This window comes from Deinococcus sonorensis KR-87, from assembly GCF_040256395.1.
GTDB lineage: Bacteria > Deinococcota > Deinococci > Deinococcales > Deinococcaceae > Deinococcus > Deinococcus sonorensis.
The window spans coordinates 1,145,334-1,160,699 of sequence record NZ_CP158299.1; the positions used below are offsets into that span (position 1 = coordinate 1,145,334).

Sequence of the window (15,366 nt, forward strand, 5' to 3'; positions counted from 1 at the left end):
GAAAAGACTGTACACTCGACCCGTGACCGATGCAAGCCGCACCTCTCTGGGTCCCACCTCCTACATCGTGCTGGGCATGCTGTCGCAGCACGGCCCGGCCACCTCCTACGACCTGAAACGCTGGGTGGACGAGTCGGTCGGGTACTTCTGGAGTTTTCCCCGGTCGCAGCTGTACGCCGAACCGCAGCGGCTGGCCGCCGCCGGACTGCTTCAGGAGCAGCAGGAGCCGGATGGACGGCGCCGCAGGGTGTACCGGCTGACCGAAGCCGGACAGGCGGCGCTGACCGCCTGGCTCGCCACGCCCGCCGGCAGTGGAGAACTGCGCGACCCCGGGCTGCTGAAGCTGTTCTTCGCCCCGCAGGACGACCGCGCCCTGCAGCGCGCCATTGCCGCCGAGCAGCTGAGCCTGCACCAGACCCGGCTGGACGAGTACCGGCACATCATGACGGTGCTGTGCGGCCCGGACGAGCAGCAGGCGGCCCACGCCCTGCGGATGGGCCTGCTGTACGAGGAGGCCTCGGTGCAGTTCTGGTCCGGCCTGCTGGCCGAACCGGCACCCGCCGGCTGACCCGGGTGCTTCAGCGGACCCTGGGGTTGTGGCAAGCTTGGGGCGTGCTGCTTACCTCTGCCCGGCGTCTTCGCCCCTCACCTCTGCCTTCCCGCACCGTGGCCCACCCTTGCGCGCGCTGCTAGCCCTGCTGATGGTGCTGCTGGCCCTGCTGGCCGTGCTGAGCGCGGCCCTGAGCCTGGGGGCCCTGGCCAGCCTGAACGGCGGCAGTTCCACGGCGCTGGCGGCCCTCTCGGCGGCCGAGGCGCTGCTGGCCGGGCGACTGCGGCTGCCGCTGGAGGCGTTCTGGCGGGCGGTGGCCGAGGGCCTGCTCGCCTGCCTGCTGGTCTGGCTGGCCGCCTACGTCAAGCCGCGCTGAGCCGGGCAGACGCAGTTCAGACTCTCTTCATGCCGCTTCCGTAGTCTCGACACAGCAGGCAGGCAGGTGGGCCCGGCAGCGCGCCGCCGCACTGAACCCTCTTGGCGGTTCAGTGCGGCGGCGCCGGATGTTAGAGTGAACTGCTTAGCGGAGGAGTCGCGTGAGATTTTCTGAAGACATTGGCATTGACCTGGGAACCGCCACCTTTCTGATCTACAGCAAGAGCCGGGGCCTGGTGTTGCAGGAACCGAGCGTGATCGCGATGACGCGCGACACCAAGGAAGTGCTGGCAGTGGGCGAGGAAGCCTACCGCATGCTGGGGCGCACCCCCGGCAACATCGTGGCGGTGCGGCCCATCAAGGACGGCGTGATCGCCGACGAGGGCCTGACCGAGAAGATGATCACCATGTTCCTGCACAAGGTGCGCGGCGGGGCAGGCCGCTGGCTGGGCCTGGGGCCGCAGCTGATGGTGGGGGTGCCCAGCGGCGTCAGCGACGTGGAGCGCCGCGCCGTGCTGCGCGCCGCGCTGAACAGCGGAGCCAAGAAAAGCTTCCTGATCGAGGAGCCGCTGGCGGCAGCCATCGGGGCAGGCCTCAAGATTGCCGAGCCGGTGGGCAGCATGGTGGTGGACATCGGCGGTGGCAGCACCGACGTGGCGGTCATCTCGCTGGGCGGCATCGTGGTGAGTGAATCGCTGCGGGTGGCCGGCAACGAGTTCGATGAGAGCATCATCCGCTACGTGCGGCGCACCCACAACGTGATGATCGGCGAGCGCACCGCCGAGGAGATCAAGGTCAAGGTGGGGGCCGCCACGCTGCTCACCGACGCCGACAACCTAGTGGCCGAGGTGCGCGGCCGCGACCTGGTGAACGGCCTGCCCAAGACTATCAGCCTGGAAAGCCGCGACGTGGTCGAGGCGCTCGAAGAGCCGGTCATGAAGATCGTGGAGGGCGTGAAGCGGGTGCTGGAGATCACGCCGCCGGAGCTGGTCAGCGACATCATCGACCGCGGCATCGTGATGACCGGCGGCGGCTCGCTGCTGCGCAACTTCGACGACCTGCTGCGCCAGGCCACCGGCATTCCGGTGGCGGTGGCCGAGAACGCCACCGAGGCGGTGGCGGTCGGCACCGGCATGGCGCTGGAAATGATCCACCTGCTGCGCCACCACCTGGTGAGCAGCGACAACTACCTAAGACGCTGAGCTGCGGCACCGGCGCTTCTCGTGTGTTCGGCTCCATACTGCCTTATGACTGAATCCTCTGCTTCCCCTGCCTTCCCCATGGACATCCAGCAGGTGCTGGCCACCCTGCCGCACCGCTTTCCCTTCGTGATGGTGGACCGGGTGCTCAGCGCCGGCGACGGCACCGTGCACGCCATCAAGAACGTCTCGGTCAACGAGCCGCACTTTCAGGGTCACTTTCCCAGTGAGCCGGTGATGCCGGGCGTGCTGATCGTGGAGGCGCTGGCGCAGGCCAGCATGTTCTGCCTGCCGCTCGAACCCGGCACCATCGGCTACCTCGCCGGGGTGGAGGGGGCCCGCTTCAAGCGCAAGGTGGTGCCGGGCGACACGCTGCACCTGCACGTGCAGCTGGACTACTTCCGGCGCGGCCTGGGCAAGACCATCTGCCGCGCCGAGGTGGACGGCGTGGTGGCGGCCGAGGCCCAGATCCTGTTCGCGGTGGGCCGGTGACCGGAGGCCGGCCGGTGGGACGTTGAGGCTCACCCGCTACGTCACCGGGGAGCTGCTCCCGCCGCTGTTGGCGGGGGTGGCGCTCTTCACATCGGTGCTCTCGTTTGGCTACTTCTTTGTGAGCGCGCAGTGGCTGGCCGGGGTGCCGCTGACCCTGATCGCGCGCTGGATCGGGTATCAGATTCCCGACACGCTGGTCAAGGTGTTCCCGATGGCCGTGGTGCTGATGGTGGTGGTGGCCTTCGGGCGGCTGGCTGCCGAGCGCGAACTGGTGGCCATTCAGTCGGGCGGCATCGGGCTAGGGCGGGTGGCGCGGCCGGTGGCGGTCACGGCGGCGCTGGTGGCCGCGTTGGCGCTGTGGCTCTCGCTGTGGGTGGCCCCGCGCCTGAACGTGGAGTCGCGCGGGCTCTACTGGGACACCCTGACCGGCGCGGGGCTGTCGCAGTTGGTCGGGCGGCAGGTGGACCTGGGCGGCGGCCTGAGCCTGTCGCTGGGCGGCTATGACCCCGCCACCCGGCGGTTGACCCAGGTGCGGCTGGAGCGCTGGGGCCGCGACGCCCCGCGTCAGGGCACCCTGATCTTCGCCGACAGCGGCACCTTCGAGCAGAACGTGCTGCGGCTGCAGGGTTACAGCGTCTACACCGTGGACTACGCGCAGGTGAACCGGCTCACCCAGGTGCCGCAGGGCGACCCGCAGGCGCTGCAGCAGGCGGTGCAGCAGGTGTTCACGGCCGTGAACGTGCCGGCCAGCACCAGCGACGTCCTGACGCTCGACACCGGACTGACCCGCACCCAGACGCTGGCGCAGTACGCCGACACCATCGGCGCCGACGCCAACGGCTGGGCGGAACTGGTGGGGGTGCTGCGCGCGCCGGACCGCACCCCGGCCGAGCGGCAGCAGGCCCGCCGCGAACTGAACCGCAAGCTGGCGCTGCCGGTGGGCAACCTGGTGCTGGCGCTGGCCGCCCTGCCGTTCGCGCTGCGCTACGGCCGCTCTTTGGGCGTATCGCTGGGCATCGCGCTGCTCACCTCGGTGGCGTACTACCTGGTGTTCTTCGTGGGGCTGACGGTGGCGGGCGCGGTGCCGGCCCTGACCGAGCTGGGCATCTGGTTCGCCAACCTGCTGTTCGCTGCGCTGGGCCTGTGGCAGCTGAGGCGCGCGTGACCGGCGCGCCGCCGTCCACCGGGCCGCATGCTGCTTTCGTGTTCTCAGCGGCCTTCGGGGGCGGCCACACCCAGGCGGGCCGGGCGCTGGTGGAGGCGCTGCAGGCCGAGCGGCCGGCGCTGACGTTCCATCACGGCGACTTCATCCGGTATCTCAACCGCTTCCAGCGCTTCTGGACGCTGGACGTCTACATGGCCTGGCTGCGCCACGCGCCGGAAATGTACCGGCGCTTCTACGAGTGGACCGATCAGGAGAGCGAGCCGCGCAGCATCACCGGCACCTTCCGCTGGCTGGGGCTGCCGGGACTGATGCGCGACCTGGAGGCGGCCATGCCGCAGCTGGTGCTGTCCAGCTTTCCCACCAACGTCGCGCTGGCCGACACCGCCCGGCAGCGGCTGGGCCTGCACTTCCTGAACGCCATCGTGGTCACGGACTACCGGGCGCACCACCACTGGGCCCGCCCGGAGGCCGACCTGCTGCTGGTGGCCAGCCAACAGACCCGCGCCCAGCTGCTGGCCTGGGGCGTCGCCCCAGAACGGGTGGTGGTGACGGGCATTCCGGTGGGGCCGCGCCTGCGCGCCCTGACGGACGCAGACCCGGCGGCGCTGCGGCGCAAACACGGCCTGGACCCGGACCGGCCGCTGCTGCTGGTGTCGTCTGGGGCGCAGGGCACCTACCGGGCCCTGCCCGCCTTGCTCGATACCCTGGCGCAACTGGGCCGGCCGGTGCAGGTGCTGGTGGCCGGGGGCCAGACCGGCGCGCCCGGGGTGGAGCAGCGGGGCGGCGCCACCCTGCACCGGCTCGGCTACACTGACGCCTATCCGGAACTGCTGGCCGCCGCCGATCTGGTGGTGGGCAAGGCCGGCGGCCTGACCGTGGCCGAGAGCACTGTGCTGGGCGTGCCGCTGGTGGTGTATCAGCCGATTCCCGGCCAGGAGGAGCACAACGCCCGCTTTCTGGTGGAGCACGGGGCGGGCCTGTGGCCGCAGGACCGTTTTCAGCTGCGGCGCGAGCTGAACCGGGCGCTGGACCCGGAAGTGCGTGCCCGCCTGTCCGGAGCCGCCCGCAGCGTGGGGGTCCCGGACGCGGCCGAGCGGGGGGCCGCGGCCCTGCTCAGCGCGCTCGACGCCGGACTGGGGCGCTGAATGCGCCGGCGGGTCGTGGGGCTGGGGGTGCTGGGCGCGGCGGTCTACGTGCTGCTGCCGTACCTGCTGGTGCAGCGCCTGGGCCTGGGCCTGATCCGCGAGGGCCGGCAGCGCCGCCGCGAGCTGGCCCTGACCTTCGATGACGGCCCGGACCCGCTCAGCACGCCGCAGGTGCTGGACGCCCTGAAGGCGGCCGGCGCGCGCGCCACCTTCTTCGTGCTGCTGCCGCGGGCCCGGGCACATCCAGAGCTGCTGGAGCGCATCCGGCAGGAGGGGCATCAGCTGGAGCCGCATGCCACCCTGCACCGTCACGCCTGGCTCCGCACCCCCTGGGGCGCCTTCTTGGAGCCACAGCGGGCGGCGCGGCAACTGCAGCAGCTGACCGGCCAGCCGCCCACCGTGTACCGGCCGCCGCACGGCGCGTACACGCTCGCCACTGTGCTGGGGCTGCGCCGGGCCCGGCTGCCCGGCGCCCACTGGAGCGTTGAGGGCCGCGACTGGCACCCCGCCAGCACTCCGGACGGGGTGCGCGCGCGGCTGCTGCGCCTGATCCATCCGGGCGCGGTGGTGGTGCTGCATGACGCCGGACCGGGGGCCCGGGTCACGCTGCCGATGCTCCCCGGGCTGCTGGCCCGGCTGACGGATCGAGGCTACCGGCTGGTGCCGCTCTCCGTGCTGGAGGGCGCCACGCCGTTGACGCCGGCGGGCCTGCCGCGCCGCCTGATCCGGCTGCTGGACCGCCTCTACGACCGGCTGGGCCGGGTGCGCCGGGTGGCGGACCGGCACGACACGCTGGTCCGCGCAGCGCTGGTGCCGTTCCCGTTGCCGGACGTGGCCCTGCCGGACGGCGGCGTGCTGCGCCGGGGCGACCCGGTGATTGAGTTCCACGTCAACAATCCGCTGATGGTGGACCTGGGGGTGCGGCAGACGATGCGTCAGGCGCCGCAGGACCTGCGGTGGCTGGCCCACGACCTGCTGCAGGACCCGGAGTGGCGTTCGGCGCGGGCGGTGTTCTGCATCAGTGCGCTGTCCCCGCTGCTGGCGCAGCTCGGCTTTGCCACGCTGCCGCTGCCGCCCGGCAGCGAGCGGCGCCTGAGCCGCTGGGCTGCGGTGCTGCGCCGCGCCTACGGCAGCCCGGTGCTCCGGACACCTCAGCCACGCGTCTCGCTGCTGAGCCTGCCCGCCTTTCTGGAGCGCTACGGCGACCCGCCGGCCTAGCGCGCCGGCGCAGCACCTGCCACGATCCTGTCTATGAACTACGACGACTTTGCCGACCTCTACGATCACCAGTACGACAGCTACCGCGACGACCTGCACCTGTACGCGCAGCTGGCCGAGCGGGTGGGCGGGCCGGTGCTGGAGATCGGGGCCGGGACCGGCCGGGTGACCAGCCACCTGGTGCGGCGCGGGGTGGACGTGACCGGCCTGGAACCCTCGGCCCGCATGATCGGATACGCCGAGCAGCGGGCCGAGCGCGAGCGGCTGACGCTGCGGCTGGTGCAGGGGGACGTGCGGACAGTGCAGCTGCCGCAGCGGTTCGCGCTGTGCATCGCCCCCTTCAACGCCCTGATGCACCTGTACACCCCCAACGAGCAGCTGGAGGCGATGGAGAACATCCGGCGGCACCTGGAGCCGGGCGGACAGCTGGTCTTCGACCTGTCGGTGCCGCGCTACGGGGCGCTGGCCACCCTGCGGCACGAGGGCGAGACCTTCCACCACGAGGGCCGGCGCACCGACGTGTTTCTGGTGCAGCGGCAGGATGAGCTGCGCCAGCGCATCGTCACCGAGTACTACGCCGACACCACCCACGAGCAGGGCCAGCTGACCCGGCGGCACTACACCCTGACCCAGCGCTACTACACCCGCTACGAGGTGGAGTGGCTGCTGCGCTGCGCGGGCTTCGAGTCGCCGCGCGTGACCGGCAGCTTCCACGGCGGGCCGCTGGACGAACGCAGCGAGGTGATGGTGTTCCAGACCCGGCGGCGTGAGGGCTAGCGGAACTTGCGCAGGCCGCTCCTGACCTTGCGGTGGCCGCGCCGCAGCCCGTGGTCCGGGCGCACCCCGTCGGCGATCAGGTGCAGCCACTGGCTGAGGTAGTACCCGATCAGGGCGGGCAGCAGCACCTTCAGGCTGAGCGGCTGAGGCAGCCAGGGCAGCGGAAGCTGCGGCACCAGCAGATGCAGCAGACCCCACACCAGCAGCACCATCAGCGCCAGATACACCAGCCGGGTCAGCGGACCCAGCAGCCAGGTGTGGCTGAACCCGCGGTGGCTGAACAGCAGGCCGTACGGCACCCACAGGAAGCCCAGCACGCCCCAGTGCCGCTTGCTGTCCACCTTCCCCTCGGCCAGGTCCAGGTCCGGCGACAGCAGGAAGGTGCCGGCCGCGTAGGCCAGCGTGAAGCTGGCCGCCTGCACGGGCGTGATCACCAGCGGGGCCGCCTGGAAGGTGGGAACGTGGGTGAGGTACAGCGCGCCGGCCGAGAGCAGCGCGTAGGCGGCGATGTTGATCAGGTTATGGACGCGTCCGCTGGGCACGCTGGCATTGTGGAGGCTCAGGGGCGGGGGGTAAAGGGGGCAGTGGAGCGCAGCTGACCGGTCACTGACGGATTTATAAAGAATGTCACAGCGGCCCCGGGCAGCATCGTCAGCTTGGAGCGTTCAAGTTAGAAGCATGACCCTGACGCCGCGCTGGACTGCCGCTGCTGTGTTGCCACTCGTGACCTGTGGCCTGCTGATCGCCTGTGGTGGAACCGGAACCGGGGGCGTCACGCCTCCGCCCGGTAACGGTGGCGGGGGCGGCGTCCCGAAGCCGCAGTGCATCGCGCCGCTGAGCCTGCAGACATCGGCGCAGTCGGGAGTTCAGCTGGGGACCCTGAGCGTCAGCGGCCACGCCGATCTCGCCGACTGGAGCCTGCCGCACGTGAAGGGCCAGGTGCTGCTGATCGGGGCGCCCGCCCTGCAGAGCCTGTCGCTGGCCGGAAAGCAGGCGCTGGCCGGCACGAGCCGGGAGGCGGTGCCCGGCACCAACCTGCAGCTGCTCCGCACCCCGGCGGGCCAGAGTGACCGGGCCTTTGCCGCGCAGCTGACGGGGGCGGGCCTCAGCGTGCAGCCGAACTACGTGTACAGCGCGCTGGCAAAACCCAACGATCCCGGCTATCCGGACCCCAGCTATCCGGGCGTGCAGGTTGATGGCCAGAAGTACGATCAGGATTATCTGACCCGCATCAACGCCCAGGCCGGCTGGGACGCGGTGCAGGCCGCCGGCTGCAGCCCGGCCGGTGCGGTGGTGGCGGTGCTGGACACCGGCGTGGACCGGGCGCATCCGGACCTGACCGGTCGCCTGCTGCCCGGCTACGACTTCTGCGCCAAGGTGGACAGCGACGACAACTGCACCAGCGAGGACACCGATCCCTCCGAGGCGACCGGGGGCGACGTGGGCCACGGCACCAGCTCAGTCGGCCTGATCGGGGCCGCCACCAACAACAAGCTGGGCATCGCGGGCCTGACCTGGGGTGGCCGGAACGTCCTGCCGGTCAAGGTGTTCGGGGATACCGGCGGCGCCACCACCACCAGCCTCGCGGCGGGCATCCGGTACGCGGTCAAGCAGGGCGCCAAGGTCATCAACATGAGCCTGGGCTTTGTCGGCAGCAGCGACCCCACCATCGCGGCGGCCATCAAGGAGGCGGTCACGGCGGATGTGGTGCTGGTGGCGGCTGCCGGCAACACCCCGAATGACGGCCTGTACTACCCGGCCAGCGACCCCAACGTGCTGGCGGTGGGCGCGGTGGGGCAGTCCAACGACCTGGCTAGCTACAGCGCCCGGCCCAAGAGCGGGCAGAAGCCGCTGGATCTGGTGGCTCCGGGCGGCGTGGGCGCGTCCAGCGGCTTCAATATCCTGAGCCTGACCACCGTCGCCGACGGCAGCTACGCGCTGTGGGCCGGCACCAGCGAGGCGGCCCCTCAGGTGGCCGGCGCGGCATCCCTGATCCGGGCCTTCCGGCCCAAGCTGACCCAGGCGCAGGTCCGCAGCGTGCTGACCAGCAGCGCCAGCAGCGTCTCAGGTGGCAGGCTGCTGAATGTGGGCGCGGCGATCAAGAAGGCCGGCAGCCTGTAGGCCGGTGCGTCACGTTTGTTCGCGCCAGCAGGCGGCTCTGCTAGATTGACCGGCATGCCCCGCCTGAGCGCCGCCCTCGCCCTGCTGCTGGCCGGTCTGACCGCGCTGGCTGCTCCGGCGGTGCCGGCGCTGCTGCGCTACGGTGGTCTGCCGCACACGCGCCAGCAGCCGCTCAACCTGCTGCTGGCCGGCGTGACGCCCCGGTACGACGACACCTCGGCCGTCTGGCCTTGGCCGGCCAAGCCGGAAGCCTTCGATTACATCACCGACACCATCGTGCTGGCGCAGGTCCGGGCCGACGGCACCGTGCGGATGCTGTCCATCCCGCGCGATACCTGGATGAACATTCCGAAGTGGGGCTTTGGCAAGATCAACGGGGCCAACGCGCACGGCGGGCCGCAGATGCTGGTGGCGGCGGTGCAGCAGCTGACCGGCCTGTCGGTGGACGCCTACACCCTGCTGAGTCTCAACGCCCTGCGCGACCTGACCGACGCGGCCGGCGGCGTCCAGCTGAACGTGCCGGAGGCGATGAAGTACGACGATGACGCCGGCCACCTGCACATTGACCTGAAGGCGGGGCCGCAGCGTCTGAACGGGCATCAGGCGGAAGGGTTCCTGCGGTTTCGCCACGACGCGCTGGGCGACATCGGGCGGGTGACGCGCCAGCAGCTGTTTCTGGGGGCCCTCGCCGCCCGGCTGAAAAGTCCGCTGAACATCTGGCGGATTCCAGCGGTGGTGGGTGCCCTGGACCGCAACACCAAGAGCAACCTATCGCGCAGCGAGGCGGGGGCGTTGCTGAGCGCGCTGCTGCACGGCCCAAAGGTCGGCACCACCACGCTGCCGGGCAACTTCGGACCGGGCGGCACCTGGACCCCGGACCGCGCCGCCATCCGGACGCTGGTGCGGCGTCAGTTCGCGGGCAGCAGCGACCCTCGTGGCCTGGACATCGCCCTGGTCAACATTGACGCCCCACCGGGCAGCGCGGCCCGGCTCAAGGCGCAGCTGGAGGCCGACGGCTACCGCAGCGTCCAGATCGTGTCGGAACCGCGCCACAGCTCTGCGCAGACCACGGTGAGCGGGGACACGGCGGCGGCGCGCGCGCTGGTGGCGCAGCTGGGCTACGGTGCTCCGGACGCGGCGGCTCCGGCCTCCGACACGGACCTGACGGTACGACTGGGGTCGGACGTGCCGGCCCCCTGAGAAATCGGCCATCTGAATCGATTCAGTTCCGGCCATCTTTCTGCTACGCTGGAGCCATGACATCCAGCGCAGCGTCTCTGAAGTGGTGGCAGCACGGCATCATCTACCAGATCTACCCGCGCTCGTTTCAGGACAGCAGCGGCGACGGTGTGGGCGACCTCCGCGGCGTGACGCAGCGGCTGGATTATCTGGCCTCGCTGGGCATCGAGGCGATCTGGTTCAGCCCGATCTTCCGCAGCCCGATGAAAGATTTCGGCTACGACGTGGCCGACTACAAGGACATTGATCCGCTGTTCGGCGACCTGCAGGACTTCGACGACCTGGTGCAGGCGGCCCACCAGAGGGGCCTGAAGGTGATGCTGGACTTCGTGCCGAACCACTCCAGCGACGAGCATCCCTGGTTTGTGGAGGCCCGCAGCAGCCGTGACAACCCGAAGCGCGACTGGTACATGTGGCGCGACCCGGCCCCGGACGGCGGGGTGCCGAACAACTGGAAGAGCTTCTTCGGAGGCGACGCCTGGACCCTGGACCAGCAGACCGGGCAGTACTACCTGCATCAGTTCGTGAGCGGCCAGCCGGAGCTGAACTGGGCCAACCCGGAGGTGCGGCAGGAGATGGCCGACACCCTGCGCTTCTGGATGCGGCGAGGGGTGGACGGCTTCCGGGTGGACGTGATCTGGCTGCTGGCCAAGGACCCCGAGTACCGCGACGAGCCGCGCAACCCGGACTGGCGCCCCGGTCAGCCGGAGCACAACAGCCTGCAGCACATCTACACCCAGGACCTGCCGCTCACCCACCAGTACATCCGCGAGCTGAGGGCCGCGCTGGACGAGTTCCCGGACCGCATGATGGTGGGCGAGATCTACCTGCCGGTCGAGCAGCTGATGCCGTACTACGGCTCTTCAGACGGGCTGGAGTGCCATCTGCCGTTCAACTTCCACCTGATCCTGACTCCCTGGCGGGCGCACGACATCCGCGCCCTGGTGGACGACTACGACGCCGCCGTGACCCGGGCCGGCGGCTGGCCCAACTGGGTGCTGGGCAACCATGACCAGCACCGCTTCCGCAGCCGGGTGGGCGACGCGCAGTACCGGGTGGCCCAGACGCTGCTGCTGACCCTGCGCGGCACGCCCACCGTGTACTACGGCGACGAGATCGGCATGCAGAACGTGGAGATTCCGGCCGACCGGGTGCAGGACCCGGCCGCGCTGCAGCAGCCGGACGTGCCGGCGGCGGGCCGTGACCCGGAGCGCACCCCGATGCAGTGGGACGACACGCCGGGCGCGGGCTTCTCGGACGCCGAGCCGTGGCTGCCACTGGCCCCCGATTACCAGCAGGTCAACGTGGCCCGCCAGGACAGCGATCCGCGCAGCGACCTGAATTACTTCCGTGCCCTGACGCGGCTGCGCCGCGAGTCGGCCGCGCTGACTGCCGGTACCTACCGCAGCCTGGACACCGGACATGCAGACGTGTTCGCCTTTGTGCGCGAGGCGGAGGGGGAGCGGATGCTGGTGCTGCTCAACTTTGGTGCGCAGGCCGTGCCGCTGGACCTGCCGGAGTTGCAGGGGGCCCTGCTGCGGCTGAGCAGCCTGGGCGGAGCGGGCGAGGCGAACAGCCTCAGCGCCAACGAGGCGCAGGTGTGGACGCTGGCTTGAGAGGGGAAGGAATCTGCCGCCCTGAATGGTCTGGGCAGCTCTGAGAGAAGGCCAGACGTGACCCAGCCTCAGCGCCGAAGCCAGTTTTAGGGATGCAGAAACGGCGGGCCACCGGGTTCGGCCCGCCTCAGGAACATCGGTCTCCTGGGGTGGTCTCCCTTCGCCGGCTTCTGTGCTGCTCTCCCGGTCAGTCCGACTGGCCTGCCTGTTCCTGGTTTTGCTGATCCTCCAGGGCCTTGTAGGCGCAGACGGCGGCCAGCACGGCCACGCCCAGCGGCACGTCGTCCAGGCGCAGGTCCACGTCCTTGCCCTCGAAGGTGCCGCCCATCCGGCCTCTCAGGCGGTCGCCGGTCAGCTCCAGCTGAATGTCCTTGCCGTCCAGCCGGACACTGAAGCGGCCGCTGGCGCTGGTGTCGCTCAGGCTGGCCCGCACGTCGTCGCCCTCGATCCGGCCACCCAGCCGCACCTTCAGCTCGCGCGCCGTCACTGCTCCGTCCGCGCTGAAGCCGTGGATCCGCCCGCCGATGCGTCCGTCGAGCTGCTCGCCGCGCAGCGTCAGCTCAATGTCCTGCCCTTCCAGATGCCCGCCAATTCGGCCGGAGAGGTGCTGTCCGTCCCAATGGGCGTGCAGGTCATAGCCGAGCCGTATGCCGCCAATGCGTCCATCCAGGGTGCCCATGCCCTGCAGTGTACCGATCACGGAATCGGCCAGCGGATGGTGCCCAGTTCATCGGTACGCCAGACCTGGACGCCCTGCTGCCGGAGCCGCTCCAGCACCGCCGCGTTCGGGTGGCCGTAGCTGTTGCGCCCCACGCTGATGATGGCGGCCCGCGGCTGCGTCTCGGCCAGAAACGCCGCCGAACTGGAGAAGCGGCTGCCGTGGTGGGCGAGTTTCAGCAGGTCCAGCCGTCCCACGCCGAGCCGTTCTTCGGCCGGGTCCGGCAGGTCGCCCAGCAGGGCGGTGTGAAACTGTGGGCCGTCGAGCCGGAGCGCCACGCTGTTGTCATTGTCGGCGGCGGCCCAGGGTGCCCCCTGCGGCCACAGCACCGTGAGGCTCAGGTCACCGGCCTGCAGGTGGTCGCCGCGCCTGACCTCACGCACCGGAATATGCCGGGTCTGGGCGGTGGCGATCAGCGCGCCCATCAGCGGGTCCGATCGCTTGGGCTGCCCCACCCACAACTCACCCACCCGCATCAGCTGCAGCACGCTGATCAGGCCCTCGATGTGGTCGGCGTCGGCATGGGTGGCCACCACCACGTTCAGGCGCGTCACCCCCAGCGCCCGCAGCGCCGGCACCACGGTCCTGGCCCCCACGTCGTAGTCGCCGCGTGGCGTGCCCCCGCCATCCACCAGCACTTCCAGGCCATTCAGGCGCAGCAGGGTGCTGTCGCCCTGCCCCACGTCCAGATACACCACTTCACGGGGCAGCTGCAGCCGGCCCGGCAGCGCGGTGCCCAGCACGCACAGCAGCGTCACCAGCGCCAGCGAGCGCAGCGGCAGCCGCCCGGTCAGGGTCAGCGCTCCGGCCAGCGCGAACACGGCGTAGGCGGCCACCCCCGCCGCCGACACCTGTCCCCACGGCAGCACCGGCGCGTGCCCGAATGTCTGCGCCACCCCCAGCAGGGCGTCCAGCAGCAGGTGATTGATCGTCTGGAGCGGCCCGCTCCAGGGACCGAGCAGCCCGGCCACAAAGCCCAGCGGCACCAGCGCCGCCATGATCAGCTCGGCCAGCAGGTTGGCGGGCAGCCCCACCAGGGGCAGCTGACCGAAGCTGCCCGCCACCAGCGGCAGGGTGGCGACTTCGGCCAGCACGGTGCCCACCAGTGCCAGCCGCAGCGGTTCCGGCCAGCGCGGGGGCAGCAGCGCCGCCGCCCGCCCGGACAGCGACAGGCCCAGCACCGCCAGGTAGCTCAGCTGGAAACCCAGGTCGAACAGCCAGCCGGGCTGCCACGTCAGGCCCACCAGTGCGGTCAGCGCCAGCACGCCGTACAGGTCCAGCCGGCCCCGCCCGGCCCACAGCGCGCCCAGGCTGGCCATGCCCATCAGCACCGCCCGCGTGATGCTGGGAGACGGTCCCACCAGCCACAGAAAGCCCAGCAGGAACAGCAGCATCGCCGGGTAGCGCCAGCGGCCCAGCGTCTGGCCCGGCAGCCGCGTCAGCAGCAGGGTCAGCCCCCCGATCAGCAGCGCCACGTTCTGGCCGCTGAGCGCCATCAGGTGCGACAGGCCGGCACGGGCGAAGCTGGCCTGCACCGCCTGCCCATCATCGAAGGTCTGCTGCCCCAGCTCCGCCTTATCGCCCAGCTCGATCGCCTGCATCAGCGCCGCCTCTCGGGCCGGCAGCCCGGCCGTCAGGCCACGCCGGAACCAGCCTTTCAGGCCACGCTGCGGCTGGTGGCTCCGGACCCGCGCGGCCACAAGCTCTGCCCGCACACCCTGCGCCCGCAGCCAGAAGCGGGCGTCGAAGCCGCCGGGAATACGGCGGGGCGGAGGCCGCACCAGCACGCCCGACACCCTCAGCGGCCCCGGTCCCAGCGTCGGGCGGGGCGAGAGGGCCACGGCTGAGGCCGGGTCCCGGAGGTGCAGCAGCTGACCGTCCCAGTCGCCCTGGAGCGTCAGCTGAGCGCCGATGTAGCCGGCCAGCGGGTCCGGAGCGTTCCACCACGCCTGCTCCCGCACACAGCCCAGTCCACAAGCCAGCACGGCCAGCAGGGCCAGTGGCCAGCGTCGCCCCGGGACGCACAGCGCCAGGGCCAGGAGGGCCGCCGGCCAGCCCCAGCCGGACCCGAAGCCCAGCAGAATGCCCGCCATCAGCCCCAGCAGCGGCGGCAGGGTCGGGGGCAGCCGTTCCCACCAGTGGGCCGGAGTGATGGCGAGGGGGGCAGGAAAGAGCGCCTGTCCCCGGGTCATCAGAAGCGCACCAGCGGCTCCAGGGTCTGTAGCAGGGCCGGTCCCACCCCTTTCACCCGGTCCAGATCGGCCAGCGAGTGATACGGCCGGCCTGCCCGCAACCGCTGCGCCAAGGCTGGACCGATTTTTGGCAACGCCTCCAACTGTTCCTCGGTGGCGGTGTTCAAGTCGAGGCGTCCTGAGATCAGCGGCGTGATGCTGCCGGTGGTGCGGTACTCGGGAGCGGCCTCGGCTGGCGGCAGCGGCAACGGCTGATGGCTCACCTGTGGCGCGCTGGCCGGGGCCACCACCGGCCACAGCGCCCAGCCGCCGCACAGCAGCGCAGCCACGATCAGGGCAGTGGTCCAGCGGGCGTCGGTGCTCTGCAGCATGTCCGCCAGTGTTTCATGAAGCTTCTTTCAAGATCGGCACCGGGTGTGACAGTCCGGCCAGCACGGCCCGAAGGCCGTTGGCATGGGCAGACTGTGGGGCTCGCCTTGCGCCCGTACCCCCAAACCTGTACCATACGAGGGTTGGAAACTGACTGGCAAGGTTGCAGCCGGAGGTTTCTCGCAAGTCC

15 protein-coding genes are annotated in these 15,366 nt (G+C 70.8%); 11 read left to right on the top strand and 4 right to left on the bottom strand.

Annotated features, from left to right (window positions below):
- Positions 1–22 precede the first annotated feature (22 nt).
- The 8 genes from ABOD76_RS10950 to ABOD76_RS10985 all read left to right on the top strand — a co-directional run bounded on the left by ABOD76_RS10950 (position 23) and on the right by ABOD76_RS10985 (position 6,921).
- Entirely contained in the window at positions 23–568 is a 546-nt protein-coding gene (locus tag ABOD76_RS10950; RefSeq protein ID WP_350244872.1) for a PadR family transcriptional regulator, read from the top strand.
- 109 nt (positions 569–677) lie between these two features.
- Positions 678–926, top strand: a complete 249-nt coding sequence (locus ABOD76_RS10955; protein ID WP_350244873.1) for a hypothetical protein — start codon at positions 678–680, stop codon at positions 924–926.
- A gap of 160 nt (positions 927–1,086) precedes the next feature.
- Positions 1,087–2,127 (top strand): rod shape-determining protein, encoded by a 1,041-nt coding sequence (locus ABOD76_RS10960; protein ID WP_350244874.1) that lies wholly within the window; start codon positions 1,087–1,089, stop codon positions 2,125–2,127.
- 45 nt (positions 2,128–2,172) lie between these two features.
- Positions 2,173–2,616 (top strand): 3-hydroxyacyl-ACP dehydratase FabZ, encoded by a 444-nt coding sequence (fabZ, locus tag ABOD76_RS10965; protein WP_350244875.1) that lies wholly within the window; start codon positions 2,173–2,175, stop codon positions 2,614–2,616.
- 22 nt (positions 2,617–2,638) lie between these two features.
- Complete coding sequence (locus tag ABOD76_RS10970) at positions 2,639–3,781, top strand: LptF/LptG family permease (RefSeq protein WP_350244876.1); 1,143 nt, start codon at positions 2,639–2,641, stop codon at positions 3,779–3,781.
- 38 nt (positions 3,782–3,819) lie between these two features.
- The gene (locus tag ABOD76_RS10975) at positions 3,820–4,926 is read left to right on the top strand and encodes an MGDG synthase family glycosyltransferase (protein ID WP_350244877.1); all 1,107 of its coding nucleotides are present in this window, start codon (positions 3,820–3,822) and stop codon (positions 4,924–4,926) included.
- The gene (locus ABOD76_RS10980; RefSeq protein ID WP_350244879.1) at positions 4,927–6,144 is read left to right on the top strand and encodes a polysaccharide deacetylase family protein; all 1,218 of its coding nucleotides are present in this window, start codon (positions 4,927–4,929) and stop codon (positions 6,142–6,144) included.
- 33 nt (positions 6,145–6,177) lie between these two features.
- Positions 6,178–6,921, top strand: a complete 744-nt coding sequence (locus tag ABOD76_RS10985; protein ID WP_350244880.1) for a class I SAM-dependent methyltransferase — start codon at positions 6,178–6,180, stop codon at positions 6,919–6,921.
- On the opposite strand, the gene ABOD76_RS10990 is transcribed toward ABOD76_RS10985, so the two are convergent.
- Positions 6,918–7,463: a metal-binding protein gene (locus tag ABOD76_RS10990; RefSeq protein ID WP_350244881.1), complete on the bottom strand. Its 546-nt coding sequence runs from the start codon at positions 7,461–7,463 to the stop codon at positions 6,918–6,920. The two genes, ABOD76_RS10985 and ABOD76_RS10990, sit on opposite strands and share 4 nt — an antisense overlap.
- A gap of 169 nt (positions 7,464–7,632) precedes the next feature.
- Here ABOD76_RS10990 and ABOD76_RS10995 point away from each other — a divergent pair, with 169 nt between their 5' ends.
- Genes ABOD76_RS10995 through ABOD76_RS11005 form a run of 3 tightly spaced genes read left to right on the top strand, consistent with a single transcriptional unit; the run spans position 7,633 to position 11,897 of the window.
- On the top strand, positions 7,633–9,042 hold the full coding sequence (locus ABOD76_RS10995) for a S8 family serine peptidase (RefSeq protein ID WP_350244882.1): 1,410 nt from the start codon (positions 7,633–7,635) through the stop codon (positions 9,040–9,042).
- Between the two features lie 54 nt (positions 9,043–9,096).
- Positions 9,097–10,242 carry an LCP family protein gene (locus ABOD76_RS11000; protein ID WP_350244883.1) on the top strand — a complete coding sequence of 382 codons (1,146 nt, stop codon included), beginning with the start codon at positions 9,097–9,099 and terminating at the stop codon, positions 10,240–10,242.
- A gap of 56 nt (positions 10,243–10,298) precedes the next feature.
- Positions 10,299–11,897, top strand: coding sequence for an alpha-amylase family glycosyl hydrolase (locus ABOD76_RS11005; RefSeq protein ID WP_350244884.1), 1,599 nt, complete (start codon positions 10,299–10,301; stop codon positions 11,895–11,897).
- A gap of 187 nt (positions 11,898–12,084) precedes the next feature.
- Here the strand turns inward: ABOD76_RS11005 and ABOD76_RS11010 are convergent, their stop codons facing one another.
- Genes ABOD76_RS11010 through ABOD76_RS11020 form a run of 3 tightly spaced genes read right to left on the bottom strand, consistent with a single transcriptional unit; the run spans position 12,085 to position 15,178 of the window.
- Positions 12,085–12,576 carry a hypothetical protein gene (locus ABOD76_RS11010; RefSeq protein ID WP_350244885.1) on the bottom strand — a complete coding sequence of 164 codons (492 nt, stop codon included), beginning with the start codon at positions 12,574–12,576 and terminating at the stop codon, positions 12,085–12,087.
- A gap of 17 nt (positions 12,577–12,593) precedes the next feature.
- A complete protein-coding gene (locus ABOD76_RS11015) occupies positions 12,594–14,807 on the bottom strand; it encodes a DNA internalization-related competence protein ComEC/Rec2 (RefSeq protein ID WP_350244886.1) in 2,214 nt (737 codons plus the stop codon).
- Entirely contained in the window at positions 14,807–15,178 is a 372-nt protein-coding gene (locus ABOD76_RS11020; protein ID WP_350244887.1) for a ComEA family DNA-binding protein, read from the bottom strand. The genes ABOD76_RS11015 and ABOD76_RS11020 overlap by 1 nt, the downstream gene beginning before the upstream one ends.
- Positions 15,179–15,366: the final 188 nt, after the last annotated feature.